The organism is Streptomyces sp. NPDC047117, assembly GCF_040643545.1.
Taxonomy (GTDB): domain Bacteria; phylum Actinomycetota; class Actinomycetes; order Streptomycetales; family Streptomycetaceae; genus Streptomyces.
Window position 1 is genome coordinate 351305 of sequence record NZ_JBEYUN010000002.1, and the last position, 25713, is coordinate 377017.

Genomic DNA, 25713 nt, shown 5'->3' on the forward strand with positions numbered 1-25713 from the left:
GTGACCTCCTCCCCGCCCCTGCGCGTCTGCTTCGTCTGCACCGGCAACATATGCCGCTCCCCGATGGCCGAGGCGGTCTTCCGGGCCCGTATCGAAGAAGCGGGCCTCGACGACCGGGTCGTGGTCGACAGCGCCGGCACCGGCGGCTGGCACGAAGGCGACGACGCCGATCCGCGCACCCTGGCCGTCCTGCGGGAGGCCGGGTACGCGGCGGACCACAGCGCCCGGCAGTTCCGTCCGGAGTGGTTCGAGCGGCTGGACCTGATCATCGCGCTGGACTCCGGGCACCTCGCCGACCTGCGCGGCATGGCTCCCACGGAGGCGGACGCGGCCAAGGTCCGGCTGCTGCGCGCCTGTACCGCCCCGGACCCCGCGTACGCCACGTCCGTCCTGGATCCGGACGTTCCCGACCCGTACTACGGCGGCATGTCAGGCTTCGAGGACTGCCTGGCCATGGTGGAGGCCGCGAGCGAGGATCTGCTCACGGTGGTCCGCGCGGCACTGGCCGGGCGGGACACGCACGACGAGAAGGCGGAGACGAGCGCATGACAGGCGACAGCACCCGGGCCGTACGGGCCGGCCTCCCCGAGGCCGAGGCGTACCGGCCGACCCTCCCCGGACCGGTCTTCGCGGCCCACTACCACCTGCCGGGCGACGCCACCGGGCCGTACACCTACGGCCGCGAGTCCAACCCGACCTGGACCCTCCTCGAAGAGGCCATCACCGAACTGGAGTCGCCCGGCGAGCCGGCCCACACCGCGGTCTTCGCGTCCGGCATGGCCGCGATCTCCGCCGTCCTCTTCTCCCAGGTCCGCACCGGCGACGTCGTCGTGCTGCCGAACGACTGCTACCAGCTCATGCCCGCCGTGCGGGAGCGCCTGGAGAGCTACGGCGTGGTGATACGTACCGCCCCCACCGCCGGTGACGCGCAGCTCGACGTCCTGGAGGGCGCCAAGCTGCTGTGGATCGAGACGCCGTCCAACCCCGGCCTGGACGTCTGCGACATCCGCCGGCTCGCCGAGGCGGCGCACGACCGGGGCATCCTCGTCGCCGTCGACAACACCCTCGCCACGCCGCTCGGCCAGCGGCCGCTCGACCTCGGCGCCGACTTCTCCGTCGCGAGCGGTACGAAGGCGCTGACCGGCCACGGCGATGTCCTGCTGGGCTACGTCACCACGCGCGACCAGCCCCTCGCCGAGGCGGTGCGGCAGTGGCGGAAGGTCGTCGGCGCGATCCCCGGGCCGATGGAGGCCTGGCTCGCGCACCGTTCGCTGGCCACGCTCGCGCTGCGCGTGGAACGGCAGGCGGCGGGCGCGCTCGCGCTCGCCGAGGCGCTGCGCGATCGCCCCGAGGTCACCGGGCTGCGCCACCCCGGCCTGCCCACCGACCCCTCGCACAAGGGCGCCGTGGCCCAGATGCGGCCCGGGCGCTTCGGCTGCGTCGTCTCCTTCGTGCTGCCGGACAAGGAACACGCGGAACGCTTTCTGGCCGAACTGACCCTGGTGGACGACGCGACGAGCTTTGGCGGCGTACGGTCCACGGCGGAACGCCGCAGGCGCTGGGGCGGCGACGCCGTACCGGACGGCTTCATCCGCTTCTCCGTCGGCGTCGAGGACCACGACGACCTGGTCGCCGACGTGCTCCGGGCGCTGGACCGGGCGTCCCGGGGCTGATTGACCCCGGCGGCGCACGGGTACTCGGCCCGGGCCCGGCAGCATGTCCGGGCAGCCACGCCGGGCGGATCCCGCCGTACGCACAGCAGACGGTCCGAGCCTCCCCCCTCTTGGCTCGGACCGCCGTCGGTTCAATGTGCAACGAACCGCACAATCAAGGCTAGTTGACTCAGCGTCAGTGTCCAATCACGCTAGCGACACAGCCCTATCGACAAATTTATAGTTGGCCCGCGAGCAGGCCTCCCAGGCGAAGGGGGAATGGATGGATCTGGCGCTGTTGCGCACCTTTGTCACCGTGCACCGGGCCGGCTCCTTCACTCGCGCCGCCGCCCTCCTCGGCCTCTCCCAGCCCGCGGTGACCAGCCAGATACGGTCCCTGGAGCGCCAGCTCGGCCGCCCGCTCTTCCTGCGCAGGCCGCGCGGGGTCACCCCCACCACCGTCGGCGACGAACTCGCCCACAAGATCGCCCCACATCTCGACGCACTCACCGAGATCACCGAAGCCGGCCTCGACGAGGAATCCGTCACCCGCACACTCCACCTGGCCGGGCCCCCGGAATTCGCCGCCGAACGCGCCCTCCCAGCCCTGGCTCCCCTCATCGACCGCGGCCTCGCCGTCCGCACCTCCTTCGGCTCGGCCGACGAGCTGCTCAACGGGCTCGCCGCCGGTCACCACGACCTCGCCGTGACCACCACCCGGCCACGCGGCGGCCTGCTCACCGCGACACCGCTCTGCGACGAGGAACACGTCCTGGTCGGCGCGCCCCGCTGGGCGGCCCGGCTCGGCGGCCCCGCCGCCCTCCAGGACCGCGGCCCCAAGGCGCTCGACCCCGTCCCCGTGGTCGAGGTCCACGAGACCCTGCCGCTGGTCACCCGCTACTGGTCCGCCGTCTTCGACGCCCGGCCGACCGCCCCCGCCGCCGTCATAGCCGGCGACCTGCGCGCGGTGCTGGCCTGCGCGGCGGCCGGCGCCGGAATCGCCGTCGTACCCCGCTACCTCGCCGCGCCGGCGCTGGACCGCGGCGAGGTCGTCTCCCTGCTGGACCCGCCGGTGCCGCCCTTACGTACGTACTTCCTCGTCGTCCGCACCGGAACGCTCGCCCTGCCGCACATCGCCCGGGCCCATGAATGGCTGCTGCGGGCCGCGGCGGCGTGGTGAAAGGGCGGAGGAGCGCGTTCCGACAGCGACCGGCGCGGCTTCTGCGCTGCTCCGGCGCGAGCGGTCCGGAAGTCACGCGTCCCGCAAGTCGCGGGTTTCACCAGCCGTCGAAAGCGGCATCTGTCCCCTATGACCGTACGGCCAGTCGTCAAACGCACCGCCCGCGCGATCCTGCTCGATGGTGACGACCTCATCCTGATCAAGCGCACCAAGCCGGGACGGGCCCCGTACTGGATCACGCCGGGCGGCGGTGTGGAGCCCGAGGACGCCACCGTCATCGATGCCCTCCACCGGGAGGTGGACGAGGAGCTGGGCGCCAAGGTCAAGGACGTGGTCCCGGTATTCGTCGACACGGTCGAGCACGTCACGGACGGCGGCGTGGACGGCGTGAAGGTGCAGCACTTCTTCGTCTGCCGGCTCGACTCCATGGATCTGAGCCGGCGGCACGGCCCCGAGGTGGAGGAGCCGTGCGGCGAGTACGAGATCGTGCGGGTACCGTTCACCCGCGTCGGGATCGCGTCCGTCGAGGTCGTACCGCTCTCGCTGCGCCACTACCTCGACGGCAACATCGAGGGCGTCCGGGCGCTGCACGCACCCGATCTGGGCTGAGGTCCGCATGTTTCACGTGAAACACGCGAAACGTGCGGTAACCGCGATACATGCAGAATCCGCGAAACCGCCGTGTTCTCTGCGTTCTCCGTGATCGCACGCTTTCGCTGTTTCACGCGTTTCACGTGAAACAGCGTGTTTCACGTGAAACATCGTGCGATCGGCTGCGCTGGCTTTACCGGTCGGCCGAAGACCCGAATCAGCCGAACCAGCCGCGGAACTCCTGCGAGTCGGCCGCTGCCCGCTGCTGCACGAGCGCAAGGACCCGTTCGGCTTCCTCCTGGAAGGCCGAGCGGGACGCGGCACCGGCAGGCTCGGGCTGGGGCGTGGGGGCCGACGGGGACTGGGGCACAGGCGCGTTCTCGCGCCGCCGGAACGGCGCCCGGTCCGCCGCCTCGGCCGCCGAGCCGAAGAAGTCGCCGCCCTTGCGTTTGACGTCGTCCGTCCCCCAGTCACGCTCACCGCGCTCCTGCCGGGGCACCTTCTGCAGGTGCGGGATGTGCTTGGCGCAGTGGATGTACGCCTCCTCCACCTCGACCGCCACCCACAGCTGGGCGCGCCGCCCGGGCACCGGGTCGACCGGCAGGTCGGGGTGGCGCACCCGCATCTCCTCGTCCGGGACGACCCATGCCCGTCCGTTGACGTGCAGGCCGATCCGGTCACGCAGGAAGTCGACGAAGAGGATGCCCAGCCGCGGGTTCTCGGAGATGTTGCCGAGGGAGGCCATGACGCCGTTGCCGCGGTACTCGGGGTAGATCAGCGTGCGCTCGTCCAGCACCCGGACGAAGCCGGGCGGTCCGGCCCGGAAGGTCGAGTCGCACTCGCCGTGCCGGTCGGCGGTGGCCAGGAAGAACATCTCCTGGCGGCCGACGAACTCCTGCATGCGGGCGTTGAGGTGGTCCAGCACCTGGTCGCGGTAGAAGCGGTCGGCGCGGCCGGTCGTCCCCATCTCCCGCTGCACGACGTGCTCGCCGTCGCTGCCGGGGCGCTCGTCGTGCGGGTACCTGTCGTCGTGCGCGTAGCGGTCATCGTGCGCGTACCGGGCCGGGTCCTCGATCCGGCGAGCGCCGGGAGTGGCCTGCGTGGCCTCCCGGGCGCTCGTCCGGGGATCGCCGGGGGAGGCATTCTGCTGCCCGTCGGGGTGCTGACCGGCGGGAGGGTGCCCGTCGGGGTGGTGACCGGCGGGAGGGTGCCCGTCGGGGTGGTGACCGGCGGGAGGGTGGCCGGCGGGCAGGCCCTCCTCCAGATACCGGCCGACCGGATCGTCCAGATACCGGCCGACGGACTGCTCGTCCGGGTACCGGGGGACTGGCTCGCCCGGGTACCGGGGGACGGGCTCGCCCGGGTATGGGAGAAGGACTTCGTCCGCGTAGCCGCCGGTGGGCCCGCCCGGGTAGTCAACGGCATGGGCATCCGGGTAGTGGCCCGCATGGCCTCCCGGGCGCTCGTCCGGCTGCCGGGCCGGGTGGCCGACAGCCGGATCCCAGCCGCCGTACTCCGCCGGGTACCCCCAGCGGTTGCTGTCTTCGGTGCTCAAGAACTACTCCCCCGCAGCGACAAGCTCGTCCAGTGCGTCGTGCCGGATGCGGTCCGACGGGACCCCGACGCCGACCAGCGCGTCCACACCGTTGCGGATCATGCCGGGCGGCCCCGACACGTACGCGTCGTACTCACCCCACGGCCCGTACTCCCGTACCGCGTCCGGCAGTTGACCGCTGATGCTGCGCAGCGTGCCGCCGGTCGGCCCGCTGGAGATCACCGGGCGTACGGACAGCCACGGGTGGGCGTGCTCCAGCCGCAGCATCGTGTCGATGTCGTAGAGGTCGTGGTCGCTGCGCGCGCCGTAGAAGACCTCCATCGGACGCCGGCGGCCGCGCTCGGCGACATCCTCGACCAGCGCCTTTATGGGGGCGATGCCCGTGCCGCCGCCCAGGCAGAGCAGCCCGTTGTCGGTGGTGTGGTCGACGGTCATCGAACCGCCCGGAGGACCGAGCCGGATGACGTCGCCGGGCCGCGCCCGGTGCACCAGCGCGCCGGAGACCCAGCCCGCCGGTACCGCCTTGACGTGGAAGGAGAGCAGCCCGTCCGAGCGCGGCGCCGCCGCGAAGGAGTAGTGCCGCCACACCCGTGGCCACCAGGGCGTCTCCACGCTGGTGTACTGCCCGGCGAGGAACGGGTACGGCTGGTCGGGACGCACGGTCACGACCGCGATGTCGGAGGTGCGCAGCTCGTGCGCGACCACCTCGGCGTCCCACCAGGCGGGCGCGGTGGCCTCGTCCTCGGCGGCGGCATCGATCATGGTCTGCGAGATCTTGGTGTACGCGCGGATCCAGGCGGCCTCGGCCTGGTCGTCCCAGCTGAACGTCGCGTGCCGGGCCAGGGCGCCGAGCAGGCACTCGCCGACCGCCGGGTAGTGCTCGGGCTGCGTGCCGTACTTGCGGTGCCCACGGCCGAGGTGCGCCAGGAACTCGGTGAGCGACGCGTCGTCGTCGACCCGCTGGGCGGCGGTCAGCAGCGCCTTGAAGAGCCGGTCGCGCTGCTCGTCCATCGATACCGGGAAGAGCTGCCGCAGCTCGGGGTACCGGACGAAGAGCAGTGCGTAGAAGTACGAGGTGACCTGGTCCGCCACCGGTTCGATCTCCGCCATCGTGCGCCGGATGAGCAGCGCGTCGGCGGACGCCTCGGGCGTGGCGGGATGCGGCGTGCGGAGGGACGCCTCCAGGGCGGACTCGGGCGCGGGGCCGGCCGCCGGCGGGACCGTGCGGCGGGGCGGCAGCGTGGCCGTTCCGCGGCCGCCGCCCGTGTGCGCGGCGGCGGGGCTGTCGGCCGGAGTCGCCGGCGGCTCCGGATCACGCCCTTCCGCGAATTCCGCGGGCCTCTCCGGGGATTCCTCGGGCCCCTGCGGTGATTCCGGGGGCCTCTCCGGTGACTTGGCGGGAGAGGGGGTGAACCAACTCCATGCGCCACTGTCACCGTCGGCGCCGTTACCGGCCGACGCGGTGGTCGGAGCGTCCATGGTCTGCCTCGCCTCGAACGGTCGGGGAATGTCTTCGCAATCTTGATCGGAAACCGCTAGCCGGGCAATACCCAAGAAAGCGGGGCACCTCCGACTGATGTGACATCCAACGCAGTTCCCGTCTCCGCACGCCTTCGCAGCATGTCAGCCCGCACCCGCACACCCTGGCGGACAGCCCGAAGTCCGGTTGGCCGCAAGGCCGTTGCCGGTAGTCTGGCGGGCTCCGGACGTCCGTCGGGCCTCCCACGACGTGTCCGTCCACTGAATCCGGATTCGACCATACCGGCAGCGGTCGAATCCACAAGCCCCGTTTCCCCGCACTCCACCGACGCCCCGGTGAAGCGCCGGTGAGCGTACGGTGAAGCGGCCGATGGTGCGGCCCTCCATGCCCTATGCGGCGCTCCCGAGCGTCAGCGCGTACGCCTCCCGGAGGTCCCGGCCGCCGTACGCGAAGGTCGCGAGATCGCTGACGTGGTGGTCGGCGTTCACCGCCACGGACGCCGGAACGGCCGCGAACAGTTCCGTGTCGGACCGGGAATCCCCGTATGCCACGCAGTCGGCCCGGCTCAGCCCGAACGACGCGCACAGCTCGTCGGCGATCCGCACCTTCGCCCCGGCGGAGAGGATGCCCGCCGGGTCCACCCGCTCCCGGAACGGCACCGCCGGCCACTGCGAGCCGTGCGCAGCGTCCGCGCCCCAGTCCAGCAGCCGTTCCACGAAGAACGACGGCGACAGGGAGATCACCGCGCAGCGCTCACCGCGTGCACGGATGTCCGCCCACACCTCACGGATACCGGCCAGCCAGGGCGCCGCCTCGAACGCGGCCGCGACATCGGCGTGCGTGAGCTCGGTCCACAGGTCACAGGCCAGCTGGGCGAAGCGCGGCGGCGTCAGCTCGCCGGCCGCGAACGCGCGCTCCAGCTCGCCGGTCTCCCGCTCCAGCCCGAGCTGCCGGGCGATCTCCACGGCGGCGGCCGATCGGTAGAGCAGCGTCCCGTCCAGGTCAAAAAGGTGCAGCTTGGCCATGGGGGCGAGGGTAGGCCGTCGCCGTCTTGGGCAGGCGGGCCGGGTCGGTCGGGTTGAATCGGTTGGGCCGGTTTGGGTCGGGTTGAGGCTGTCGAGTCGGGTTGGGGCTGTCGGGGCCGGGTCGGGCTGCCGGGCCGAGTCGGGTACGGCGTACTCGTCCGCGCGTACGGGCGGATACTCCCGCCGTCAGACGCGCTGCCGGCCGGTGGGCGGGACGGTGGGGGCATGCAGCAGCTCAGCCGGCCCGCACGGCGGGCCACCCTCGTCGTCCACGTCGTCGTCTCCGTCGCCTGGCTCGGGCTCACGCTCGGCCTCCTGGCGCTCGGCATCGCGGCGGCGGCCGTGGGGGACGGTGCGTCCGGCGGCGGTGCGGGTACGTCCGGCGGCACGGGGACGTCCGGCGCTGCCGTGGACCTCGCCGGGGCCGCCTACCGCTCGATGAAGATCTTCGTCGACTGGCTGATCGTCCCGCTCGCGCTGCTCACCCTCGTGACCGGCCTCGTCCTGTCGCTCGGTACGCCGTGGGGGCTGGCCCGGCACCGGTGGGTGGTCACCAAGTTCTGGCTGACCCTGGGCGCGGTCGCCGCGACCGTGTTCGCGCTGCGTACGCAGGTCAACGGCGCGGCAGCCGCGGTGACGGCGGGCCGCCCGGTGCCGCCGGAGGTCGACCTCGTCGCGGCGCCGGCCGTCGCGCTCACGCTGTACGTCTTCCTGACCGCCGTCTCGGTGCTGAAGCCCTGGGGGCCGACAGCACGCGGCCGCCGCCTGCGCGAAGAGCGCGGGCGGCGGCCGGAGGGCGGGCCGGGCGGCCGTGCGGTGATCACCGCAAAGCAGTGATCACCGCAAGGGAGTGATCGTCACAAGCGAGTGATCACCGCAGGGGAGTGATCACTCCAGGCCGGCGGCCCCACGGGCGGCGGTCGCGATCCGGTGGTCCTGCTCGGGCGCGCCGCCGCCGAAGCCGATCGCACCGATCAGCCGGCCGTCGCGGTGCAGCGGTACGCCGCCCGCGATGAACAGCAGCGGCCGGTCGAGCGCGGTCGGCAGCGAGTGGAAGAGGCCGTCGGGGCGGACCAGGTCGACCAGGTCCGCGGTCGGCGCGTCCAGCTGCAGCGCGGTGTACGCCTTGCGGGTGCTGGTCTCGCCGGAGATCAGGACGGCGTCGTCGTCCCGCCGGAAGGCGAGCAGATGGCCGCCCGCGTCCAGGACGGTGACGCTGCCGCGTACGCCTTCGCCGTCGGCGGCCCGCCGCGCGGCCTCGACGAGGGCGTCGGCGTCACCGGTGGTCAGCGGGCGAACGGCGGTGACGGTCTCGGGGGTGCTCATGGGGTGGTGCTCCCTTGGTGGGGGTTGCGGTGTGGGGTGTGAGGTTGTGCGGTGTGGGGCTGAGTGGTGCTGAAGGGTGTTTTGCGGGGCCTCGTAGTGCTCAGAGGCTGCTCAGAGGCGGGTCCCGCGACTCCGTGCCGCCGCGCCGTTACGTCCGCGTGGTCTCCGCCGGGCTGCCCTGCGCCAGGCCGCCTGCCAGGGCGTCCTGCGCGGGGGCCTGCTCGGCCGCCCGCTGCGTCGCCGCGTGCTCCCCCGCCGAGCGCTTCGCCGAGGCCGCGGTCGCGGTCGCGACGATCCGGTCGGTTCCGGCGTCGGCCGCCCGGCCGCGCGACCCGCCGGCGCCCCGGTCCCGGCGCTCCAGCGCGGCCGACCAGAAGGCCAGGACCAGCGCGGACGCCGCGAGCAGCGCGCCGACCCAGTTCGGGGCGGTGACGCCGAAGCCGGCCGAGATGACCATCCCGCCGAGCCAGGCGGCGATCGCGTTGCCGAGGTTGAAGGCGCCGATGTTGACGGCGGAGGCCAGCGTGGGCGCGTCAGCGGTCTGGTCCAGCACCCGCTTCTGCAGCGGCGGCACGGTCGCGAACCCGAATGCGCCGATCAGCGGGATGGCGACCGCCGCGGCGACCTTGTCGTACGCGGTGAACGTGAAGGTGCCCAGCACGACGGCCAGCGCCGTGAGCGCCACGTACAGCATCGGCATCAGCGCGCGGTCGGCGAACTTCCCGCCGATCAGGTTGCCGATCACCATCCCGACGCCGAAGAGGACGAGCAGCCAGGTCACGGAGGAGTCGGCGTACCCGGCGGCCTCGGTCATCATCGGCGCGATGTAGGTGATCGCGGCGAACACACCGCCGAAGCCCAGCACGGTCATGGCCATGGCCAGCAGGACCTGCGGGTTGCGGAAGGCGGCCAGCTCGCGCCGGAGGTTCGTGCCGGAGCCCGCCTCGCGGGCGGGTTCGCGCCGGTCGGCCGGTACCAGGGCGGCGATGCCCAGCAGCCCGAGGACGCCGAGCGCGGCCACGATGAAGAACGTCGCGCGCCAGCCGATGCTCTGGCCGATGAAGGTGCCGGCCGGGACGCCGACGACGTTGGCGACGGTCAGGCCGGTGAACATCATCGCGATCGCGCCGGCCTTCTTGTGCGGCGCGACCAGGCCCGCGGCCACGATCGAGCCGATGCCGAAGAACGCGCCGTGCGCGAGCGAGGCGATCACCCGGCCGGCGAGCATCACGCCGAAGACGGGCGCGACGGCCGAGACGAGGTTGCCCGCGACGAACAGCCCCATCAGCAGCATAAGCATCCGCTTGCGCGAGACGCGGGCGCCGAGGATGGCCAGGAGCGGGGCGCCGACCACGACACCGAGCGCATAGCCGGTGGTCAGGAAGCCTGCGGTGGGGATGGAGACGCCGAAGTCGGCGGCGACCTCCGGCAGCAATCCCATGATCACGAACTCGGTGGTGCCGATTCCGAAGGCGCCGATTGCCAGCGCCAGTAGTGCGAGAGGCATGACTGGGCCCTTCAAAACGTTGCAGAGGGAGGTTGGATGCGTCCACAATAATTGCAGACGCGGGTTACTTGCAAGCGCTGGCTATTTCGCGGGTGACCTACCCTGAGATGTACGACCCAAAGGAGGGTTCTCATGACGCAGTGCCAGCAGACGGTCCGCGCGCCCGGCCTCGCCCAGGGGTGGTGCGCGCTCTCCGCCCTGCACGGCCGGATCGAGTCGCACATCGAGCGCGCCCTGCAGGACGGGCACGACCTGAGCGTGCGCGAGTACTCCGTGCTGAACGTGCTGAGCGAGCAGCACGACGGAGTGGGCGGCCATCTGCGCATGCACCAGGTCGCCGACGCCGTCGTCCTCAGCCAGAGCGCGACCACGCGCCTGGTCACCCGGCTCGAGGAGCGCGGGCTGCTGTCGCGCTACCTGTGCCCCGACGACCGTCGCGGCATCTACACCAATGTCACGGAGCAGGGCCACCGGCTGCTGGAGCAGGCCCGCCCGACGCACGACGCCGCGCTGGCCGAGGCGCTGCAGGAAGCCGCCCGCCGGCCGGAGCTGGCCCCGCTGGTGGCCGCGGTGGAGGGCATGGCCACGGGAGCGGTACCGGCCGAGGCCTGATCCGCGGTGGGAGGCACGGCCGTACGGGCGGTACCGGCCGACGCCCGGCCCGCCGTGGCGCGTACCGCTCGGCCGGGGTCGGCCCGGGCCGCTGCCTGATCAAGAGTGGTGCGCGCTACGCGCCGGACCCCTGGGACACGGGCCGCACACGGCATATCGTCGCGCGCATGAGCGATTTCAAGATCCGCCGGGCGACCGAGGCGGACATCCCCGCCATCGTGGCGCTGCTGGCCGACGACCCGCTGGGCGCCACCCGTGAGTCGCCCGACGACCCGGCTCCGTACCGTACGGCGTACAAGCGCCTGGCCGACGACCCGAACCAGCACCTGGTGGTCGCCGAACACGACGGCCGCGTCGTGGGCACCCTCCAGCTCACCCTCATCCCCGGCCTGTCCCGGCGCGGCGCGACCCGCTCGATCGTCGAGGGCGTGCGCATCCACTCCGACGAGCGGGGGAGCGGCCTGGGCACCCGGCTCATGGACTGGGCCGTGGAGGAATCCCGCGCGCTCGGCGTGCAGTTGATCCAGCTGACCTCCGACGCGACCCGCGTCGACGCGCACCGCTTCTACGAGCGCATCGGCTTCGAGGCCTCCCACCTGGGCTTCAAACGCCAGCTGTGACCTGAGTGTCTGGTGTGACAGTTGTGGCGAGCGGTCGTGCCCCCTAAGGGGCCTCCGCAACGTCGCCGACCCCCACGCCCTCGGCGTCCATGCCACCCTCGACGTCCGTACCGTCATCGACAGGGCCGGGAGAATCGGCAATGTCACCCGAACGGACCCTGGAGCGGGCCCGGTGCGCCTTCTGCCGGCAGGCCCCACCGCAGTAGCGGGCGGGCCGGCCGGTATGCGCCGAAGGTACAGGTACGCCGCATTCTTCGCACAGAGTTTCGTTACTATCAGCCGCTTCGAACGGTAGTTTCGTTACGTCTCGCCCAGCGCGCAGCGCGTCGCACATCAGCGCCGTCATACGCCCCACAGCACCGTCCTCGGGCTCCGCACCCAGGGGATATTCCGCCCCGGCCTCGGTTTCCCCCGTCGCTGTGCGGCCTTCACCCGACCGGCGTACTTCCATGACCATGCAGCCGGTCAACAGCACCCGGAGATCGGCCAGAACCACATCCTGGCGCACCGCACCGTCCCGCTGCGCCCTGTGCAGCAGCACTTCCAATGCCGCCCAGAATTCCTGCTCCAGCCCCGGCTCCACCGGGCGCGCACGGATCACTTCCGCGCCTTCCAGTGCGGCGCTCATCGCCTTGTTCTGCGCGGCCAGCCTGACCACCGAGGAAATGAAGCGGAAAAACACCTCGCCCGGGTCCGGCACATCGGCCAAGTCCCGTGCGGTGTCGGTGAACAGCCGCAGCCGGTCCGCGACCGTCGCCTTGAACAGCTCGTCTTTCGAAGGGAAATGACGGTAAACGGTGCCGGCCCCCACCCCCGCGCGCCGAGCGATCTCTCCAAGCGGAACGCTCAACCCGCGTTCCTCAAACGCAGTTCGGGCCGCCTGCAACACCAGAGCCCGATTGCGCCGCGCGTCGGCACGCAATGCCGAGGCCTCTTTCTCCGGCATTCCCCGGCCTCCTCAGAAACGGCTGCATCACTGTCTCGGAAACCGTGTCGATAAACGGGCCGGACGTTCCGATTCTAAGCACCGCCAAATGCGTGACCGGTGGACCCGGGGCCCGACGCGCCGCCGCAGGAGCGCCAGAAGAGCGATCACAGCGATCGCCAAACCGGGCTGCTGATTCCGTTTATCGGACAGCCGCTGGGCTGCCCCCGAGAGGAGCGAGCGAGCCGGCTCAAGAAAAAGGGGGTGCCACCTGCCCTCGTCCGGGTGTCCCTGGCGGCTCAACTACCCGCTCAAGTGATCGTTAAATGAAGGGAGTTGAGGGTTCAGCGTTCCGTTTTCAGATGAATGGATGCCGAACGGCCGCCTCGGGCTCCCGAGGCTCGCCTGACGAGGACCCGCCGGGCCCTCCGCGGACCTGACTGCCCGGGACGTGCAGCCCCCCGGCGGACACCCGTCAGCCCCCCGCCAACGTGACCGCGTCGTCCACACATGACTGTGGGGCCGTGTTTCACGTGAAACACGGCCCCACTCAGCTCTCATCGCGGCCTACAGGCCCAAAAGTCACCCGACTGGCCTAGCCAGGGCCGGTACTGCGGCCTGCAGGCCGGCCGTCCCCTCCCGGGCGCCCTACGCGAAGGGTTCAGCCCCCGATCACCGCGTCCCACGCGGCTCCCGCAGCCTTCACGGCGGCGTCCGCGTCCGGCTCGGCGTCCAGCGTGCGCAGCCCCTCGGCCAGTGCGGACAGCGCGGCCAGCACCACTCCACGGTCCGCGGCGCGGCCGTAGTGGTTCAGGCGGATCATCTCCGTGGCCAGCGCGCCGGCCGCGGCCTGCAGCGGCACCCCACCGTCGGCGGCCAGCGCAGCAGCCACGATCTCGCGGGCGTCCAGCCCCTCCGGCGCCCGCAGCGTCGTCGCCGCCGGCGCCGCGTCCTCGTCGCGGAGCACGTACGGCGTCAGACCGCCCAGGGCCCGTACGCCCGCACGCGTCGCGGCTGCCGCCGCACGGTGACGGTTAATGACAGCCTCCAGCCCCTCGGCCGCCACCCGGTCCACGGCCTGCTCCAGGGCCAGCATCTCCAGCTGCGCCGGAGCGTGCGGCAGAGCCTTACGGCCGCCGTCGATCCAGCGGTCCTTCCAGTCCTGCAGCGAGAGGTAGGAGCGGCGCGGAGCCTGCTCATTGGCTGCGATCCGCTCCCAGGCGCGGGCGCTCACCGAAGCAACCGAGACCCCGGCCGGGCCCGCCAGCGCCTTCTGCCCGCCGATCACGCACAGGTCCACGCCCCACTCGTCGGTCCGCAGCGGCTCGGCGCCCACCGACGCGACCGCGTCCAGCATCAGCAGCGCCCCGTGCTCCCGCACCACGGCGCCGATCTCGGCCACGGGGTTGGTGTTGCCGGTCGCGGCCTCGGCGTGCACCAGGCTCACGAAGTCGATGGCGGGGTTCTCCCGCAGCGCGTCCGCCACCTGCTGCGGCGAGACCGCACCGGTGAACGGCGCACTGATCGTCACGACGTCGGCGCCGCAGGAACGCAGCCAGCCGCCGAAGGTCTCGCCGTACGGTCCGGTGATGATGTTCAGCGCGGTGCTGCCGGGCCTGACGGCCGAGCGGATGCATGCCTCCAGCGGCAGCAGCGCCTCGCCCTGCATCGTCACGACGTCCGCTTCGGTCCCCATCAGCGCGGCGACCTTGTCCTCGATCCGCGCGAAGTGCGCCGCGGTGAGCGGCGGCAGGTCGAGCAGCGCCGGGGAGTCGGAGTTCGCGGTCGCGGTCGCATCGTTCACGGCAGTCACAGTGGCCTTCCAGCGGTAGCGGGCCCCGCACGACGGCGGCTCCCGGGCACTCCTGATATCTGGCTCGACTGTACGTCCGCCCCGCCACGCGGCCTCCGGCACCCGCTGCCCACGGGCACCCCGCTACCGGCCTCCCGTTGACGCCTCGACCGGCGTCTCAGCCCTCCGTGCGCCAGCCGCCCTGGTCGACGCCGCCCGGCACCGGCATCGCCGGCTCGTACGGGGCGCGGGTGAACACGAACGTACCCAGGTCCAGGTGGCTCACCGAGCCGTCCCCGGCCCGCACGGCGCGCAAGGTCTCCCCCGCGTAGTAGCCGTCCAGCCCCGTCCAGGTGCCGTCCTCCGACGGCCTGAACCGCGAGCTGCGGCCGCCGCCCGACACCGGGCCCAGCTCCAGCTCCCGGTCCGCACGCAGCCGCAGGACGAACGGGTTGGCGCCCCAGTACCAGGGGCCGGTCAGCGCCAGCAGCTCCTCGTCGAGGGGGCCTGCGAGCGGCCGCCACGGCGCGGGGATCCGCGGCTCCCGCTCGGCCACGATCCGTACGAGGTCGGCGGCGATGCCGCTCACCGCCGGGCCGGACGTGCAGTTGGCCAGCGCGAGACCCGCCAGACCTTCGTCCTTATGGGGATCCGCGCCGATCCACAGGGACGCCAGAAAGCCCGGCATGGAGCCGGTGTGCCCGGCCAGCACCCGGCCGTCGTCCGTCCGCAGCAGCTGCAGGCCCAGGCCGTAGCCCGTGGTCCAGTCGCCCTCCGCCGGCACCGCGGGCGTCCGCATCTCGGCGACGCTCGTCGCGCTCAGCACCCGTTCGTCGCCGCGGGACAGGAACGCCGCCCACCGGCACAGATCCGCCGCCGTGGACCACAGCTGGCCTGCCGGGGCCATCAGGCCGGTGTCCTCGGCCGGTTCGGGAAGCAGCACGTCCGCCCACGGGTGCACCGCCCAGCCCGTCGCGTGCGGCGCCACCGGGTCGAGCGTCGTACGCGTCATCCCCAGCGGCTCCAGCACCTCACGCCGCAGCGCCTCGCCCCAGTGCGTACCGTCGCGCAGCCCCTCGACGAGCGCGCCCAGCAGCGCGTACCCGGGGTTGGAGTAGTGGTGCCGCCGCCCCGCGGGGTGGCGGCGCGGCCGCTCGCCGAAGAGGTCACCAGGGCCCGGCCGCAGCCTGCCCGGTGTGCGCTCCCACCACGGCCCGCGCGCCTCGGCCGCCAGGCCCGCACTGTGCGCGAGCAGCTGCGCGACCGTCGCGTCCGGCACCGGAGTGTCCTTGAGGTGCTTGCCGACCGGGTCCGCCAGGTCGAGCAGCCCCTCATCGCGCAGCCGCATGACCAGCACCGCCACGAACGTCTTGGTGATCGAGCCGATGCGGTACTGCACATCGCCGTGCGGCACCGCGCCGTCGACCGTCCCCCGCAGCCCCAGCCAGACCGGCCGCCCGTCCCGTACGACGGCACCGGCCATCGACGGGGCACGCCCCTCGGACTGCCCCACGGCCAGCCGCCGCCACAGCTCCCGCCGGGTGCCCGCCAACAGCTCCGCGCCCTCGCGCTCCGCGTCCGAGGACACCACCACGCCACCCCACTCCGTCATGCCCCCATGCTCGCAGAGCACCACGCAACGCCCCTGCCCAGCACAGACATTCGGCGAGCCCGGGGCCATGAACGACGTGAGCCGCCGACGCATCGACGCACCGACGGCAGGGACATGGGGGCGCACCTCGCCCCGCTCGCTACCGCATTACGTCTGCGCCATGTCCACGAAGCGGGAGTAGTGGCCCTGGAAGGCGACGGTGATGGTGGCGGTGGGGCCGTTACGGTGCTTGCCGACGATGATGTCCGCCTCGCCGGCTCTGGGGGACTCCTTCTCGTAGGCGTCCTCGCGGTGCAGCAGGATGACCATGTCGGCGTCCTGCTCGATCGATCCGGACTCTCGGAGGTCGGAGACCTGCGGCTTCTTGTCCGTACGCTGCTCGGGACCACGGTTCAGCTGCGAGAGCGCGATGACCGGCAGCTCCAGCTCCTTGGCCAGCAGCTTGAGGTTACGGGACATGTCCGAGACCTCCTGCTGGCGGCTCTCGACGCGCTTGGAGCCACCGGACTGCATCAGCTGCAGATAGTCGATGACCACGAGCTTGAGGTCCTGCCGCTGCTTGAGGCGACGGCACTTCGCCCGGATCTCCATCATCGAGAGGTTCGGCGAGTCATCGATGAAGAGCGGCGCGGCCGAGACGTCGGGCATACGGCGGGCCAGCCGGGTCCAGTCCTCGTCCGTCATCGCGCCGGAGCGCATGTGGTGCAGCGCCACCCGCGCCTCGGCGGACAGCAGACGCATCGCGATCTCGTTGCGGCCCATTTCGAGCGAGAAGATCACACTTGGCATGTTGTGCTTGATCGAACATGCCCGGGCGAAGTCCAGTGCGAGCGTGGACTTACCCATCGCCGGACGGGCCGCGACGACGATCATCTGGCCGGGGTGCAGGCCGTTCGTCAGGGAGTCCAGGTCGGAGAAGCCGGTGGGGACGCCGGTCATCTGACCCTGGCGGGAGCCGATCGCCTCGATCTCGTCGAGCGCGCCCTCCATGATGTCGCCGAGCGGGAGGTAGTCCTCACTGGTGCGCTGCTCGGTGACGGCGTAGATCTCCGCCTGCGCGCTGTTGACGATCTCGTCGACGTCGCCGTCGGCGGCGTATCCCATCTGCGTGATCTTCGTACCGGCCTCGACCAGCCGGCGCAGCACCGCCCGCTCGTGAACGATCTCGGCGTAGTACTCCGCGTTGGCCGCGGTCGGCACGGACTGCACAAGGGTGTGCAGGTACGACGCGCCGCCCACCCGGCTGATCTCGCCGCGCTTGGTCAGCTCGGCGGCGACGGTGATCGGGTCGGCAGGCTCGCCCTTGGCGTACAGATCCAGGACGGCCTGGTAGACCAGTTCGTGCGCGGGGCGGTAGAAGTCGTGGCCCTTGAGGACCTCCACCACGTCGGCGATGGCGTCCTTGGAGAGCAGCATGCCGCCCAGTACGGACTGCTCGGCGTCCAGGTCCTGCGGCGGGACCCGCTCGAAGCCACCGCCGGACCACGCGCCGCCGTCCTCGCGGTCGAACCGGTCCTCGCGGCCGCGTCCCTTGCCGTCGTTCCGGCGGGAGGGAGCGGGCAGCCGGTCGCCGGGGCCGGAGTCGGCCCAGGGGTCCTCCATGGCCTCGGGCATGCTCACCACGCCACCTCTTCCCGTCCGCGGTGCGGACCTTGCTGTGCCCTTCTTTCTTACGGCACTGCTCTGACAAACGAGTCACCCGACTCCGCTTACGGCGCGACGAGTTCGGATGAATCCAGGGACCGGCACGGGGAAGGGGCGCCGCATAACGGTAGGCCTGTGGGCACCGTCCGCCAATCTGGTTATCCACAGGCCATGTGGATGATCGCCCCCAACCTGTGGAGAACCCCCCGGATCCTGTGCACGGCGCGGGGGAAATCAGTGTGGACAAACACACAATCACCCCTTTCCACCGGTCCTGACCTGCGGTTTTCTCATCCATAGCCTGTGGGGGAGAAAAACTTCGGCAACCCGTTCAAGATCGCCACGATCGGTGTGGAGACACGTACTCCGCACTGCGGAAAGTAAGGAGCACTATGCAGTTGTGTCTCTTACCTGTGGAAGATTAGATTGGGTGCATGACACAGGCTCCCGCGAAGCCCCGGCGCACCGGCCGCAGGCACGACCGCGAGATCATCGCACTCGCCCTTCCCGCGTTCGGCGCGCTCGTCGCGGAACCGCTCTTCGTCATGGTCGACAGCGCCGTCATCGGCCACCTCGGCACCCCGCAACTGGCCGGGCTCGGCGTCGCCGCAGCCCTCCTCACGACGGCCGTCTCCGTCTTCGTCTTCCTCGCGTACGCCACCACGGCGGCCGTCGCCCGCCGCGTCGGCGCCGGAGATCTCTCCGCGGCGATCCGCCAGGGCATGGACGGCATCTGGCTCGCCCTCCTCCTCGGCGCCGCGGTGATCGTCGTCGTACTGCCCACCGCCCCCTGGCTGGTCGACGCGTTCGGCGCCTCCGCCACCGCGGCCCCGTACGCCACCACCTACCTGCGCATCAGCGCCCTCGGCATCCCGGCGATGCTCGTCGTGCTCGCCGCCACCGGCGTGCTCCGCGGTCTGCAGGACACCAGAACCCCGCTCTACGTCGCCATCGGCGGCTTCACGGTCAACGCCGTCCTCAACATCGGCCTCGTCTACGGCGCCGGCCTGGGGATCGCCGGCTCCGCCTGGGGCACCGTGATCGCCCAGTGCGGCATGGCGGCCGTCTACCTCACCGTGGTCGTACGCGGCGCCCGCCGCCACGGCGCCTCGCTGCGCCCCGACGCCGCCGGCATCCGCGCCTCCGCTCAGGCCGGCGTGCCGCTGCTCGTGCGCACCCTCTCGCTGCGTGCCGTCCTGATGATCGCGACGGCGGTGGCCGCACGGCTCGGCGACGCCGATGTGGCCGCCCACCAGATCATCCTGACCCTGTGGTCGCTGCTGGCCTTCGCGCTGGACGCGATCGCCATCGCGGGCCAGGCCATCATCGGGCGCTATCTCGGCGCGGGAGACGTGGACGGAGCCAAGGCCGCCTGCCGCCGCATGGTCGAGTGGGGGATCGCCGCGGGAGTGGTGCTGGGCGTCCTGGTCGCGCTGGCCCGGCCGCTGTTCATCCCGCTGTTCACCGCCGACCCGGCCGTGAAGGACGTCCTGCTGCCGGCCCTGCTGGTGGTGGCGGTGAGCCAGCCCTTCTCCGGCATCGTCTTCGTCCTCGACGGCGTGCTGATGGGTGCGGGGGACGGGCCGTACCTGGCCGGGGCGATGCTGGTCACGCTGGCGGTCTTCGCACCGGTGGCCCTGGCCGTGCCGGCATTCGGCGGCGGGCTGACGGCCCTGTGGTGGTCGATGGCGCTGATGATGCTGGTCCGCATGCTGACCCTGTGGATCCGTACCCGCTCCGGCCGCTGGATCGTGACGGGCGCCGCCCGCTGAGTACGGGCCGCAGGGCCCACCGGCCCGCCGGACAGCAGCAGGGGCCGCATCCCGGAAGGATGCGGCCCCTGCTGTGTGACTCGCTCACCGTGCCGCGTCAGCGGGCTGCTGCCCGCGGCCGGTGATCAGGCCGTGCGATCGGACTGCCTCAGGCAGCGACGACCTCGACGCCGAGGTTGGCGACAACCTCGGAGTGCAGACGCACGGAGACCTGGTGCGCGCCCAGGGTCTTGATCGGCGAACCGACCTCGACGCGACGCTTGTCCACGTCCGGGCCACCGGCGGCCTTGATCGCCGAGGCGATGTCGGCCTGGGTGACGGAGCCGAACAGGCGGCCGGCGTCGCCGGCGCGGACGGCCAGCTTCACCTTGACGCCCTCGAGCTGGCCCTTGATCTCGTTGGCCTGCTCGACCGACGCGATCTCGCGGATCTTGCGACCGCGGCGGATCTGCTCGACGTCCTTCTCGCCACCCTTGGTCCAGCGGATCGCGAAACCGCGCGGGACCAGGTAGTTACGGGCGTAACCGTCACGGACGTCAACGACGTCGCCGGCGGTGCCGAGGCCGGAGACCTCGTGGGTGAGGATGATCTTCATGTTTCGGTCACCCTTCCCTTATCGCGCGGTGGAGGTGTAGGGCAGCAGCGCCATCTCACGGCTGTTCTTCACGGCCGTGGCGACGTCACGCTGGTGCTGGGTGCAGTTGCCGGTGACCCGGCGGGCACGGATCTTGCCGCGGTCGGAAATGAACTTCCGCAGCAGGTTCGTGTCCTTGTAGTCGACGTAGGAGATCTTCTCCTTGCAGAACACGCAAACCTTCTTCTTCGGCTTGCGAGCAGGCGGCTTCGCCATTGTCTCTCTCCAGTGAGTTTCAAGAAGTTTGTGCTGGCGCCCTCAGGCCGCCGGGCCCACGTTTCACGTGAAACCGTGTTTCACGTGAAACAGCCCCGCGTGTACGTGCCAGACGTACGTGCCTAGAAGGGCGGCTCGTCCGAGTAGCCGCCGCCGGAGCCGCCGCCCCAGCCGCCACCGCCGCCACCCTGCTGGCCACCGCCCGCAGGAGCACTGGTCGCCCAGGGGTCGTCGGCGGGAGCCCCGCCCCCGCCGCCCTGCTGGCCGCCGGGGCCGCCGCCCCAGCCGCCGCCACCCTGGCCGCCGCCCTGCGGGCCGCCGCCGAAGCCGCCGCCCTGGGCACCCCGGCCGCTGGTCTTGGTGACCTTGGCCGTGGCATTGCGCAGGCTCGCGCCGACCTCGTCGACGTCGAGCTCGTAGACCGTGCGCTTCACGCCCTCGCGGTCCTCGTACGACCGCTGCTTGAGGCGGCCCTGCACGATCACGCGGGTGCCCCGCGTGAGGGACTCGGCGACGTTCTCCGCCGCCTGACGCCACACCGAGCAGGTCAGGAACAGGCTCTCGCCGTCCTTCCACTCATTGGTCTGACGGTCGAAGGTGCGGGGAGTGGACGCGACGCGGAACTTCGCGACCGCCGCACCGGACGGGGTGAAGCGCAGCTCGGGGTCATCGACAAGATTGCCGACGACCGTGATGACGGTCTCGCCTGCCATTAGGGGAACCTCTCGGCGGGTGTGCTGCTGGCTGCTGTGTTGCTACTCGAACCCGATGTCCGCTGAACGCTTACGCGGTCAGTGGGTCTCGGGACGGAGGACCTTGGTCCGGAGGACCGACTCGTTCAGGTTCATCTGACGGTCGAGCTCCTTGACGACGGCCGGCTCGGCCTGGAGGTCGATGACCGAGTAGATGCCCTCGGGCTTCTTGTTGATCTCGTACGAGAGACGACGACGGCCCCAGGTGTCGACCTTCTCGACCTTGCCGTTGCCCTCACGGACGACGGAAAGGAAGTTCTCGATCAGGGGGGAGACAGCGCGCTCCTCCAGATCGGGGTCGAGGATGACCATCACCTCGTAGTGACGCATGTGGAACCCACCTCCTTTGGACTCAGCGGCCACGGTCGTTCCGTGGCAGGAGGGTCGTGATGCGTTCCGCGCCCGGCCCGTACAGCGAATGCGGACAGACATGGGCGCAGACCGTACAGAGTACCTGCCGGAAGGCTTCCGGTTGAAATCAGGCCGGGGATCCCCTCAATCTGGAACACAACGGGTGTGAGCGGCGTTACAGTGCGCCGCCCTGTCTACGGAGGTGCCGCATGGCACATGCAGTACAGCCCCAGAAGTCCCAGCAGCACGGCCTGCTCTCCGTGCTGAACAGCGACGGCAAGGCGCATCCGGTCGAGAACACCCTCGCCGCGGCCACCCTCGTACTGGGGCTCATCGCCGTGATCTCCGCCGCCTTCACCCATCTGCACCTGCTCAGCTCCTGGGCCGGCCTCGCCGGTATCGCCACGGGCGCCTGGGGACAGTTCATCTCCGTGACCACCGGAGAGCGCTTCCTGCTGATCATCGGCCTCGGCGCTGCGGCGCTCGGGTTCTTCCTCGGCATGGCGCACGGAGGCCTCTTCGGAGGCGTACTGGGCTGACCGCACCGATGACGTACGGGCGTGTGCGCCCGTAGGCCCAGACGGGGCGCTCCCTTGGCGCAGTAGGCTTCGGCGCGAGAGCCGGAGCCCCGACCACGGGGACAAACCTGCCGAGGAGCGCCCCGCATGAGCCTGACCCTGAGGACCATCAGTCGAGAGCAGCATCTGGCATACATCCAGAGCCTGCCCGCGGCGAGTCACATGCAGGTTCCGGCCTGGGCCGACGTGAAGTCCGAGTGGCGCTCGGAGAACCTGGGCTGGTTCGACTCCACCGGGCAGCTCGTCGGCGCCGGGCTGGTCCTCTACCGCCAGCTGCCCAAGATCAAGCGGTACCTCGCGTACCTGCCCGAGGGCCCCGTCATCAACTGGTACTCCCCGAACCTGGAGGACTGGCTGCGCCCGATGCTCGCGCATCTGAAGCACCAGGGTGCCTTCTCCGTGAAGATGGGCCCGCCGGTCATCATCCGCCGCTGGGACGCGGCCGCGATCAAGGCCGGCATTCAGGACCCCGACGTCAAGCGACTGCGGGACGTCGAGGCCACCCACATCGAGCCGCGCGCCTTCGAGGTCGCCGACCGCCTGCGCCGCATGGGCTGGCAGCAGGGCGAGGACGGCGGCGCGGGCTTCGGTGACGTACAGCCCCGCTACGTCTACCAGGTGCCGCTGGAGAACCGCTCGCTGGAGGACGTCCACAAGGGCTTCAACCAGCTGTGGCGCCGCAACATCAAGAAGGCCGACAAGGCCGGCGTCGAGGTCGTCCAGGGCGGCTACGAGGACCTCGCCGAGTGGCAGCGGCTGTACGAGATCACCGCGGTGCGTGACCAGTTCCGCCCGCGGCCGCTGAGCTACTTCCAGCGCATGTGGACGGCCCTCAACAGCGAGGACCCCAACCGCATGCGGCTGTACTTCGCCCGCCACAACGGGGTGAACCTCTCCGCGGCGACCATGCTGGTCGTCGGCGGGCACGTCTGGTACTCCTACGGCGCGTCCGACAACATCGGCCGTGAGGTCCGCCCGTCCAACGCGATGCAGTGGCGGATGCTGCGGGACGCCTACGCGCTCGGCGCGACCGTCTACGACCTACGCGGCATCAGCGACTCGCTGGACGAGACGGATCATCTCTTCGGTCTGATCCAGTTCAAGGTCGGCACCGGCGGGCAGGCGGCGGAGTACCTGGGCGAGTGGGACTTCCCGCTGAACAAGTTCCTGCACAAGGCGCTGGACATCTACATGTCGCGGCGCTGACCACTCGCCTGCGACGTTCCCCACAGATCCACGCACCACAGCCACGAGAAAGGTTCACGGGCCGGCCATGGCGCTCACCCTCTACGTCGACACCGCGCGCTGGCGGGCGCACCAGCAGCAGGTGCTGCAGCAGTTCCCGGGACTGGTCCCGGTCTGCAAAGGCAACGGCTACGGCTTCGGGCACGAGCGCCTCGCCGACGAGGCCACCCGCCTGGGCTCCGACCTGCTGGCCGTCGGCACCACCTACGAAGCAGCCCGCATCAAGGACTTCTTCAGCGGTGACCTGCTCGTCCTGACGCCGTTCCGGCACGGCGAGGAGCCGGTGCCGCTGCCGGACCGGGCGATCCGCTCGGTCTCCTCCGTCCAGGGGCTCGGCGGCCTGGCCGGCGCCCGGGTCGTGATCGAGGTCATGAGCAGCATGAAGCGGCACGGCGTCACGCCGGAGGAGCTGCCGATGCTGACCTCGGCGATCGAGAACGTACGGCTGGAAGGCTTCGCCATCCACCTGCCCCTGGACCGCACCGACGGCACCGACGCCGTCGACGAGGTCATCGGCTGGATGGACCGGCTGCGCAACGCGCGGCTGCCGCTGCACACCATGTTCGTCAGCCACCTCAAGGCCGACGAGCTGCACCGGCTGCAGGCCCAGTTCCCGCAGACCCGCTTCCGGGCCCGGATCGGTACCCGCCTCTGGCTCGGCGACCACGACGCCACGGAGTACCGCGGCTCGGTCCTGGACGTCACCCGTGTGGCCAAGGGCGACCGCTTTGGCTACCGGCAGCAGAAGGCGGCCTCCGACGGCTATTTGGTCGTGGTGGCCGGCGGCACCTCGCACGGCGTCGGCCTGGAGTCTCCGAAGGCGCTGCACGGTGTGATGCCGCGCGCCAAGGGCGTCGCACGGGCGGGCCTGGCGACGGTGAACCGCAACCTCTCGCCGTACGTCTGGGGCAGCAAGCAGCGCTGGTTCGCCGAGCCGCCGCACATGCAGGTCTCCATCCTGTTCGTGCCGAGCGACGCTCCCGAGCCCAAGGTCGGTGAGGAGCTGGTGGCCCACCTCCGCCACACCACCACGCAGTTCGACCGCATCGTGGACCGCTGACCCGCGGTCTTCGGGCACCAAAACTCCGGGCCCGGACGCACGGCACTCCTGCCGTACGTCCGGGCCCGCCGCGTTTCGCCGGCCGTTCTTGCCGACGGGGTTCCCGCCCCGGCGCTCAGTCCCGCGCCGGTCCCCACTCGACCCGTGGCACGCCCTCGTACGTGACGGTGTGCGGCGGGGCGTGGTGCTGCCGTCCGAGGACGAACACGTCCGGCGCCTGGTCCAGGACGCCGCCCGAGGGATCGTCGGTGCCGTCCTTGCGCACCCCGTCCCTGTCCGGCAACAGGATGTCCCTGACCACGAGCGCGCACAGGTACAACGTGCCCAACAGGTGCAGGGTGATCGCCAGTTGGTAGCCCTCCGGCGGCAGCCCCTGATGCTTGTCACCGCTGCCGCTGTAGGCGAGGTACAGCCAGATCCCGAGGAAGTACATGACCTCGCAGGCCTGCCAGACCAGGAAGTCCCGCCAGCGCGGCCGGGCCAGCACCGCCAGCGGGACCAGCCAGAGCACGTACTGCGGGGAGTAGACCTTGTTGGTCAGGATGAAGAGCGCGACGACCAGGAACGCCAGCTGGGCCAGGCGCGGACGGCGCGGCGCGTAGAGAGCGAGCAGCGCGACGGCGCCACAGCCGACGATCATCAGCAGCGTCGCGTAGGTGTTGGCGTGCTCCAGCGCGTTGCCGGTCCGCTGGGAGATCAGCAGCCAGACGGAGCCGAAGTCGATCGGGCGCTCCTGGCTGAAGGTGTAGAACTTCTGCCAGCCTTCCCAGGCGGGCAGCATCACCGGCAGGTTCACCGCCAGCCAGGAGAAGACCGCGCCACCCGTCACCGCTCCGAAAGCACGCCATTTGCCGGCCCGCCAGCACAGGACGAACAGCGGGCCCAGCAGGAGGACGGGGTAGAGCTTGGCCGCCGTCGCCAGCCCGATGAAGACTCCGGCGGCGAGCGGGCGGCTGCGCGACCACAGCAGCATCGCCACGGCGGTGAGCGCGACCGCGAGCAGGTCCCAGTTGATGGTGGCGGTCAGCGCGAAGGCCGGCGCCAGGGCGACAAGCAGCGCGTCCCACGGGCGGTGGCGGTGGGTGCGGGCCACGCAGACCGCGATGACGGCGGCGCAGACCATGAGCATCCCGGCGTTGGCCAGCCAGTAGATCTGCTCCCGGTGCTGCATCGTGCCGCCGTGCGGCGTCACCCAGGAGGCCACCTCCATGAACACCCCGGTGAGTACCGGGTATTCGAGGTATTGCATGTCGCCGGGGATCCGGTCGAAGTAGGGGACCAGATTCTCGGCGAAGCCGCGTCCGACGTAGAGGTGCGGGATGTCGGAGTAGCAGGCGTGGGTGTACTGGCTGGTGGCGCCGAGGAACCAGGCGCCGTTGTAGCAGGGCAGCTTCTGCACCATCCCCAGGGCGAACATCCCCAGGGCGACCAGGGCGATGATGCGGACCGGCGTCCACCAGCTCGCGCCGAGCAGTACGCGGCGGCCGGAGGGGCCTCCGATCAGCTCGCTGCCGGCCGCCGCCACCTCGTCCCGTTGCGTCGGCCGTACGGGCTCGTCCTGTCGCACGCTCGTCATGGGGTCAT

Annotated in this window: 25 protein-coding genes; 11 read left to right on the forward strand and 14 right to left on the reverse strand. The window is 71.2% G+C overall.

Annotation, left to right across the window (positions count from 1 at the left end; all coding sequences use genetic code 11):
• The 4 genes from ABZ840_RS04685 to ABZ840_RS04700 all read left to right on the forward strand — a co-directional run bounded on the left by ABZ840_RS04685 (position 1) and on the right by ABZ840_RS04700 (position 3441).
• A complete protein-coding gene (locus tag ABZ840_RS04685) occupies positions 1 to 549 on the forward strand; it encodes a low molecular weight protein-tyrosine-phosphatase (RefSeq protein WP_361553244.1) in 549 nt (182 codons plus the stop codon).
• Positions 546 to 1673 carry a cystathionine gamma-lyase gene (locus ABZ840_RS04690; protein ID WP_361553247.1) on the forward strand — a complete coding sequence of 376 codons (1128 nt, stop codon included), beginning with the start codon at positions 546 to 548 and terminating at the stop codon, positions 1671 to 1673. The genes ABZ840_RS04685 and ABZ840_RS04690 overlap by 4 nt, the downstream gene beginning before the upstream one ends.
• 262 nt (positions 1674 to 1935) lie before the next feature.
• Entirely contained in the window at positions 1936 to 2832 is an 897-nt protein-coding gene (locus tag ABZ840_RS04695) for a LysR family transcriptional regulator (RefSeq protein WP_361553249.1), read from the forward strand.
• Positions 2833 to 2961: 129 nt separating this feature from the next.
• Positions 2962 to 3441, forward strand: coding sequence for an NUDIX hydrolase (locus tag ABZ840_RS04700; protein ID WP_030615351.1), 480 nt, complete (start codon positions 2962 to 2964; stop codon positions 3439 to 3441).
• Between the two features lie 199 nt (positions 3442 to 3640).
• On the opposite strand, the gene ABZ840_RS04705 is transcribed toward ABZ840_RS04700, so the two are convergent.
• The 3 genes from ABZ840_RS04705 to ABZ840_RS04715 form a co-directional block, all read right to left on the reverse strand.
• Complete coding sequence (locus tag ABZ840_RS04705; RefSeq protein WP_361553914.1) at positions 3641 to 4390, reverse strand: pyridoxamine 5'-phosphate oxidase family protein; 750 nt, start codon at positions 4388 to 4390, stop codon at positions 3641 to 3643.
• A gap of 591 nt (positions 4391 to 4981) precedes the next feature.
• Positions 4982 to 6457 carry a globin domain-containing protein gene (locus tag ABZ840_RS04710; RefSeq protein WP_361553254.1) on the reverse strand — a complete coding sequence of 492 codons (1476 nt, stop codon included), beginning with the start codon at positions 6455 to 6457 and terminating at the stop codon, positions 4982 to 4984.
• Positions 6458 to 6847: 390 nt separating this feature from the next.
• The gene (locus ABZ840_RS04715; protein ID WP_361553257.1) at positions 6848 to 7483 is read right to left on the reverse strand and encodes an HAD-IB family phosphatase; all 636 of its coding nucleotides are present in this window, start codon (positions 7481 to 7483) and stop codon (positions 6848 to 6850) included.
• A gap of 225 nt (positions 7484 to 7708) precedes the next feature.
• On the opposite strand from ABZ840_RS04715, the gene ABZ840_RS04720 reads away from it, so the two are divergent.
• Complete coding sequence (locus tag ABZ840_RS04720; protein ID WP_361553261.1) at positions 7709 to 8320, forward strand: DUF2269 domain-containing protein; 612 nt, start codon at positions 7709 to 7711, stop codon at positions 8318 to 8320.
• A gap of 51 nt (positions 8321 to 8371) precedes the next feature.
• On the opposite strand, the gene ABZ840_RS04725 is transcribed toward ABZ840_RS04720, so the two are convergent.
• Both ABZ840_RS04725 and ABZ840_RS04730 read right to left on the reverse strand, forming a co-directional pair.
• Positions 8372 to 8809 (reverse strand): heme-binding protein, encoded by a 438-nt coding sequence (locus tag ABZ840_RS04725; protein ID WP_361553264.1) that lies wholly within the window; start codon positions 8807 to 8809, stop codon positions 8372 to 8374.
• A gap of 148 nt (positions 8810 to 8957) precedes the next feature.
• Positions 8958 to 10316, reverse strand: coding sequence for an MFS transporter (locus ABZ840_RS04730; RefSeq protein WP_361553267.1), 1359 nt, complete (start codon positions 10314 to 10316; stop codon positions 8958 to 8960).
• Between the two features lie 132 nt (positions 10317 to 10448).
• Here ABZ840_RS04730 and ABZ840_RS04735 point away from each other — a divergent pair, with 132 nt between their 5' ends.
• Positions 10449 to 10928: a MarR family transcriptional regulator gene (locus ABZ840_RS04735; RefSeq protein WP_361553269.1), complete on the forward strand. Its 480-nt coding sequence runs from the start codon at positions 10449 to 10451 to the stop codon at positions 10926 to 10928.
• Positions 10929 to 11095: 167 nt separating this feature from the next.
• On the forward strand, positions 11096 to 11548 hold the full coding sequence (locus ABZ840_RS04740) for a GNAT family N-acetyltransferase (protein WP_361553272.1): 453 nt from the start codon (positions 11096 to 11098) through the stop codon (positions 11546 to 11548).
• Between the two features lie 43 nt (positions 11549 to 11591).
• Here the strand turns inward: ABZ840_RS04740 and ABZ840_RS04745 are convergent, their stop codons facing one another.
• From ABZ840_RS04745 to dnaB, 4 genes are all read right to left on the reverse strand, one after another.
• The gene (locus tag ABZ840_RS04745; RefSeq protein WP_361553275.1) at positions 11592 to 12494 is read right to left on the reverse strand and encodes a helix-turn-helix domain-containing protein; all 903 of its coding nucleotides are present in this window, start codon (positions 12492 to 12494) and stop codon (positions 11592 to 11594) included.
• 640 nt (positions 12495 to 13134) lie between these two features.
• Positions 13135 to 14286, reverse strand: a complete 1152-nt coding sequence (locus ABZ840_RS04750) for an aminotransferase class V-fold PLP-dependent enzyme (protein WP_361553278.1) — start codon at positions 14284 to 14286, stop codon at positions 13135 to 13137.
• A 157-nt stretch (positions 14287 to 14443) separates the two neighbouring features.
• The gene (locus ABZ840_RS04755) at positions 14444 to 15877 is read right to left on the reverse strand and encodes a serine hydrolase domain-containing protein (protein ID WP_361553281.1); all 1434 of its coding nucleotides are present in this window, start codon (positions 15875 to 15877) and stop codon (positions 14444 to 14446) included.
• Between the two features lie 147 nt (positions 15878 to 16024).
• Positions 16025 to 17479 (reverse strand): replicative DNA helicase, encoded by a 1455-nt coding sequence (gene dnaB, locus ABZ840_RS04760; protein ID WP_361553916.1) that lies wholly within the window; start codon positions 17477 to 17479, stop codon positions 16025 to 16027.
• A gap of 476 nt (positions 17480 to 17955) precedes the next feature.
• Between dnaB and ABZ840_RS04765 the strand changes: the two genes are divergently transcribed.
• Positions 17956 to 19293 carry an MATE family efflux transporter gene (locus ABZ840_RS04765; protein WP_361553284.1) on the forward strand — a complete coding sequence of 446 codons (1338 nt, stop codon included), beginning with the start codon at positions 17956 to 17958 and terminating at the stop codon, positions 19291 to 19293.
• A 148-nt stretch (positions 19294 to 19441) separates the two neighbouring features.
• On the opposite strand, the gene rplI is transcribed toward ABZ840_RS04765, so the two are convergent.
• The 4 genes from rplI to rpsF all read right to left on the reverse strand — a co-directional run bounded on the left by rplI (position 19442) and on the right by rpsF (position 21225).
• Positions 19442 to 19888, reverse strand: a complete 447-nt coding sequence (gene rplI / locus ABZ840_RS04770) for a 50S ribosomal protein L9 (RefSeq protein ID WP_361553287.1) — start codon at positions 19886 to 19888, stop codon at positions 19442 to 19444.
• 18 nt (positions 19889 to 19906) lie between these two features.
• Complete coding sequence (rpsR, locus tag ABZ840_RS04775; protein ID WP_003978893.1) at positions 19907 to 20143, reverse strand: 30S ribosomal protein S18; 237 nt, start codon at positions 20141 to 20143, stop codon at positions 19907 to 19909.
• Positions 20144 to 20265: 122 nt separating this feature from the next.
• Positions 20266 to 20856, reverse strand: a complete 591-nt coding sequence (locus ABZ840_RS04780) for a single-stranded DNA-binding protein (protein ID WP_361553290.1) — start codon at positions 20854 to 20856, stop codon at positions 20266 to 20268.
• Positions 20857 to 20934: 78 nt separating this feature from the next.
• The gene (gene rpsF / locus ABZ840_RS04785; protein ID WP_003978891.1) at positions 20935 to 21225 is read right to left on the reverse strand and encodes a 30S ribosomal protein S6; all 291 of its coding nucleotides are present in this window, start codon (positions 21223 to 21225) and stop codon (positions 20935 to 20937) included.
• 230 nt (positions 21226 to 21455) lie between these two features.
• Here rpsF and ABZ840_RS04790 point away from each other — a divergent pair, with 230 nt between their 5' ends.
• The 3 genes from ABZ840_RS04790 (at position 21456) to ABZ840_RS04800 (ending at position 24129) form a co-directional block, all read left to right on the forward strand.
• A complete protein-coding gene (locus ABZ840_RS04790) occupies positions 21456 to 21785 on the forward strand; it encodes a hypothetical protein (protein WP_361553294.1) in 330 nt (109 codons plus the stop codon).
• Between the two features lie 126 nt (positions 21786 to 21911).
• Positions 21912 to 23030, forward strand: coding sequence for a peptidoglycan bridge formation glycyltransferase FemA/FemB family protein (locus ABZ840_RS04795; protein WP_361553297.1), 1119 nt, complete (start codon positions 21912 to 21914; stop codon positions 23028 to 23030).
• A 67-nt stretch (positions 23031 to 23097) separates the two neighbouring features.
• The gene (locus ABZ840_RS04800; protein ID WP_361553300.1) at positions 23098 to 24129 is read left to right on the forward strand and encodes an alanine racemase; all 1032 of its coding nucleotides are present in this window, start codon (positions 23098 to 23100) and stop codon (positions 24127 to 24129) included.
• 115 nt (positions 24130 to 24244) lie between these two features.
• Here the strand turns inward: ABZ840_RS04800 and ABZ840_RS04805 are convergent, their stop codons facing one another.
• Positions 24245 to 25705 (reverse strand): glycosyltransferase 87 family protein, encoded by a 1461-nt coding sequence (locus tag ABZ840_RS04805; RefSeq protein ID WP_361553303.1) that lies wholly within the window; start codon positions 25703 to 25705, stop codon positions 24245 to 24247.
• Between the last annotated feature and the right edge of the window lie 8 nt (positions 25706 to 25713).

Coding starts and splice junctions, on each gene's coding strand:
- ABZ840_RS04755 (WP_361553281.1), bottom strand. CDS start 15,877: ATGACGGAGTGGGGTGGCGTGGTGGTGTCCTCGGACGCGGAGCGCGAG.
- ABZ840_RS04705 (WP_361553914.1), bottom strand. CDS start 4,390: ATGGGGACGACCGGCCGCGCCGACCGCTTCTACCGCGACCAGGTGCTG.
- rpsR (WP_003978893.1), bottom strand. CDS start 20,143: ATGGCGAAGCCGCCTGCTCGCAAGCCGAAGAAGAAGGTTTGCGTGTTC.
- ABZ840_RS04780 (WP_361553290.1), bottom strand. CDS start 20,856: ATGGCAGGCGAGACCGTCATCACGGTCGTCGGCAATCTTGTCGATGAC.
- rplI (WP_361553287.1), bottom strand. CDS start 19,888: ATGAAGATCATCCTCACCCACGAGGTCTCCGGCCTCGGCACCGCCGGC.
- rpsF (WP_003978891.1), bottom strand. CDS start 21,225: ATGCGTCACTACGAGGTGATGGTCATCCTCGACCCCGATCTGGAGGAG.
- ABZ840_RS04730 (WP_361553267.1), bottom strand. CDS start 10,316: ATGCCTCTCGCACTACTGGCGCTGGCAATCGGCGCCTTCGGAATCGGC.
- ABZ840_RS04735 (WP_361553269.1), top strand. CDS start 10,449: ATGACGCAGTGCCAGCAGACGGTCCGCGCGCCCGGCCTCGCCCAGGGG.
- ABZ840_RS04740 (WP_361553272.1), top strand. CDS start 11,096: ATGAGCGATTTCAAGATCCGCCGGGCGACCGAGGCGGACATCCCCGCC.
- ABZ840_RS04800 (WP_361553300.1), top strand. CDS start 23,098: ATGGCGCTCACCCTCTACGTCGACACCGCGCGCTGGCGGGCGCACCAG.
- ABZ840_RS04805 (WP_361553303.1), bottom strand. CDS start 25,705: ATGACGAGCGTGCGACAGGACGAGCCCGTACGGCCGACGCAACGGGAC.
- ABZ840_RS04695 (WP_361553249.1), top strand. CDS start 1,936: ATGGATCTGGCGCTGTTGCGCACCTTTGTCACCGTGCACCGGGCCGGC.
- dnaB (WP_361553916.1), bottom strand. CDS start 17,479: ATGGAGGACCCCTGGGCCGACTCCGGCCCCGGCGACCGGCTGCCCGCT.
- ABZ840_RS04690 (WP_361553247.1), top strand. CDS start 546: ATGACAGGCGACAGCACCCGGGCCGTACGGGCCGGCCTCCCCGAGGCC.
- ABZ840_RS04745 (WP_361553275.1), bottom strand. CDS start 12,494: ATGCCGGAGAAAGAGGCCTCGGCATTGCGTGCCGACGCGCGGCGCAAT.
- ABZ840_RS04795 (WP_361553297.1), top strand. CDS start 21,912: ATGAGCCTGACCCTGAGGACCATCAGTCGAGAGCAGCATCTGGCATAC.
- ABZ840_RS04715 (WP_361553257.1), bottom strand. CDS start 7,483: ATGGCCAAGCTGCACCTTTTTGACCTGGACGGGACGCTGCTCTACCGA.
- ABZ840_RS04720 (WP_361553261.1), top strand. CDS start 7,709: ATGCAGCAGCTCAGCCGGCCCGCACGGCGGGCCACCCTCGTCGTCCAC.
- ABZ840_RS04725 (WP_361553264.1), bottom strand. CDS start 8,809: ATGAGCACCCCCGAGACCGTCACCGCCGTTCGCCCGCTGACCACCGGT.
- ABZ840_RS04700 (WP_030615351.1), top strand. CDS start 2,962: ATGACCGTACGGCCAGTCGTCAAACGCACCGCCCGCGCGATCCTGCTC.
- ABZ840_RS04710 (WP_361553254.1), bottom strand. CDS start 6,457: ATGGACGCTCCGACCACCGCGTCGGCCGGTAACGGCGCCGACGGTGAC.
- ABZ840_RS04790 (WP_361553294.1), top strand. CDS start 21,456: ATGGCACATGCAGTACAGCCCCAGAAGTCCCAGCAGCACGGCCTGCTC.
- ABZ840_RS04765 (WP_361553284.1), top strand. CDS start 17,956: ATGACACAGGCTCCCGCGAAGCCCCGGCGCACCGGCCGCAGGCACGAC.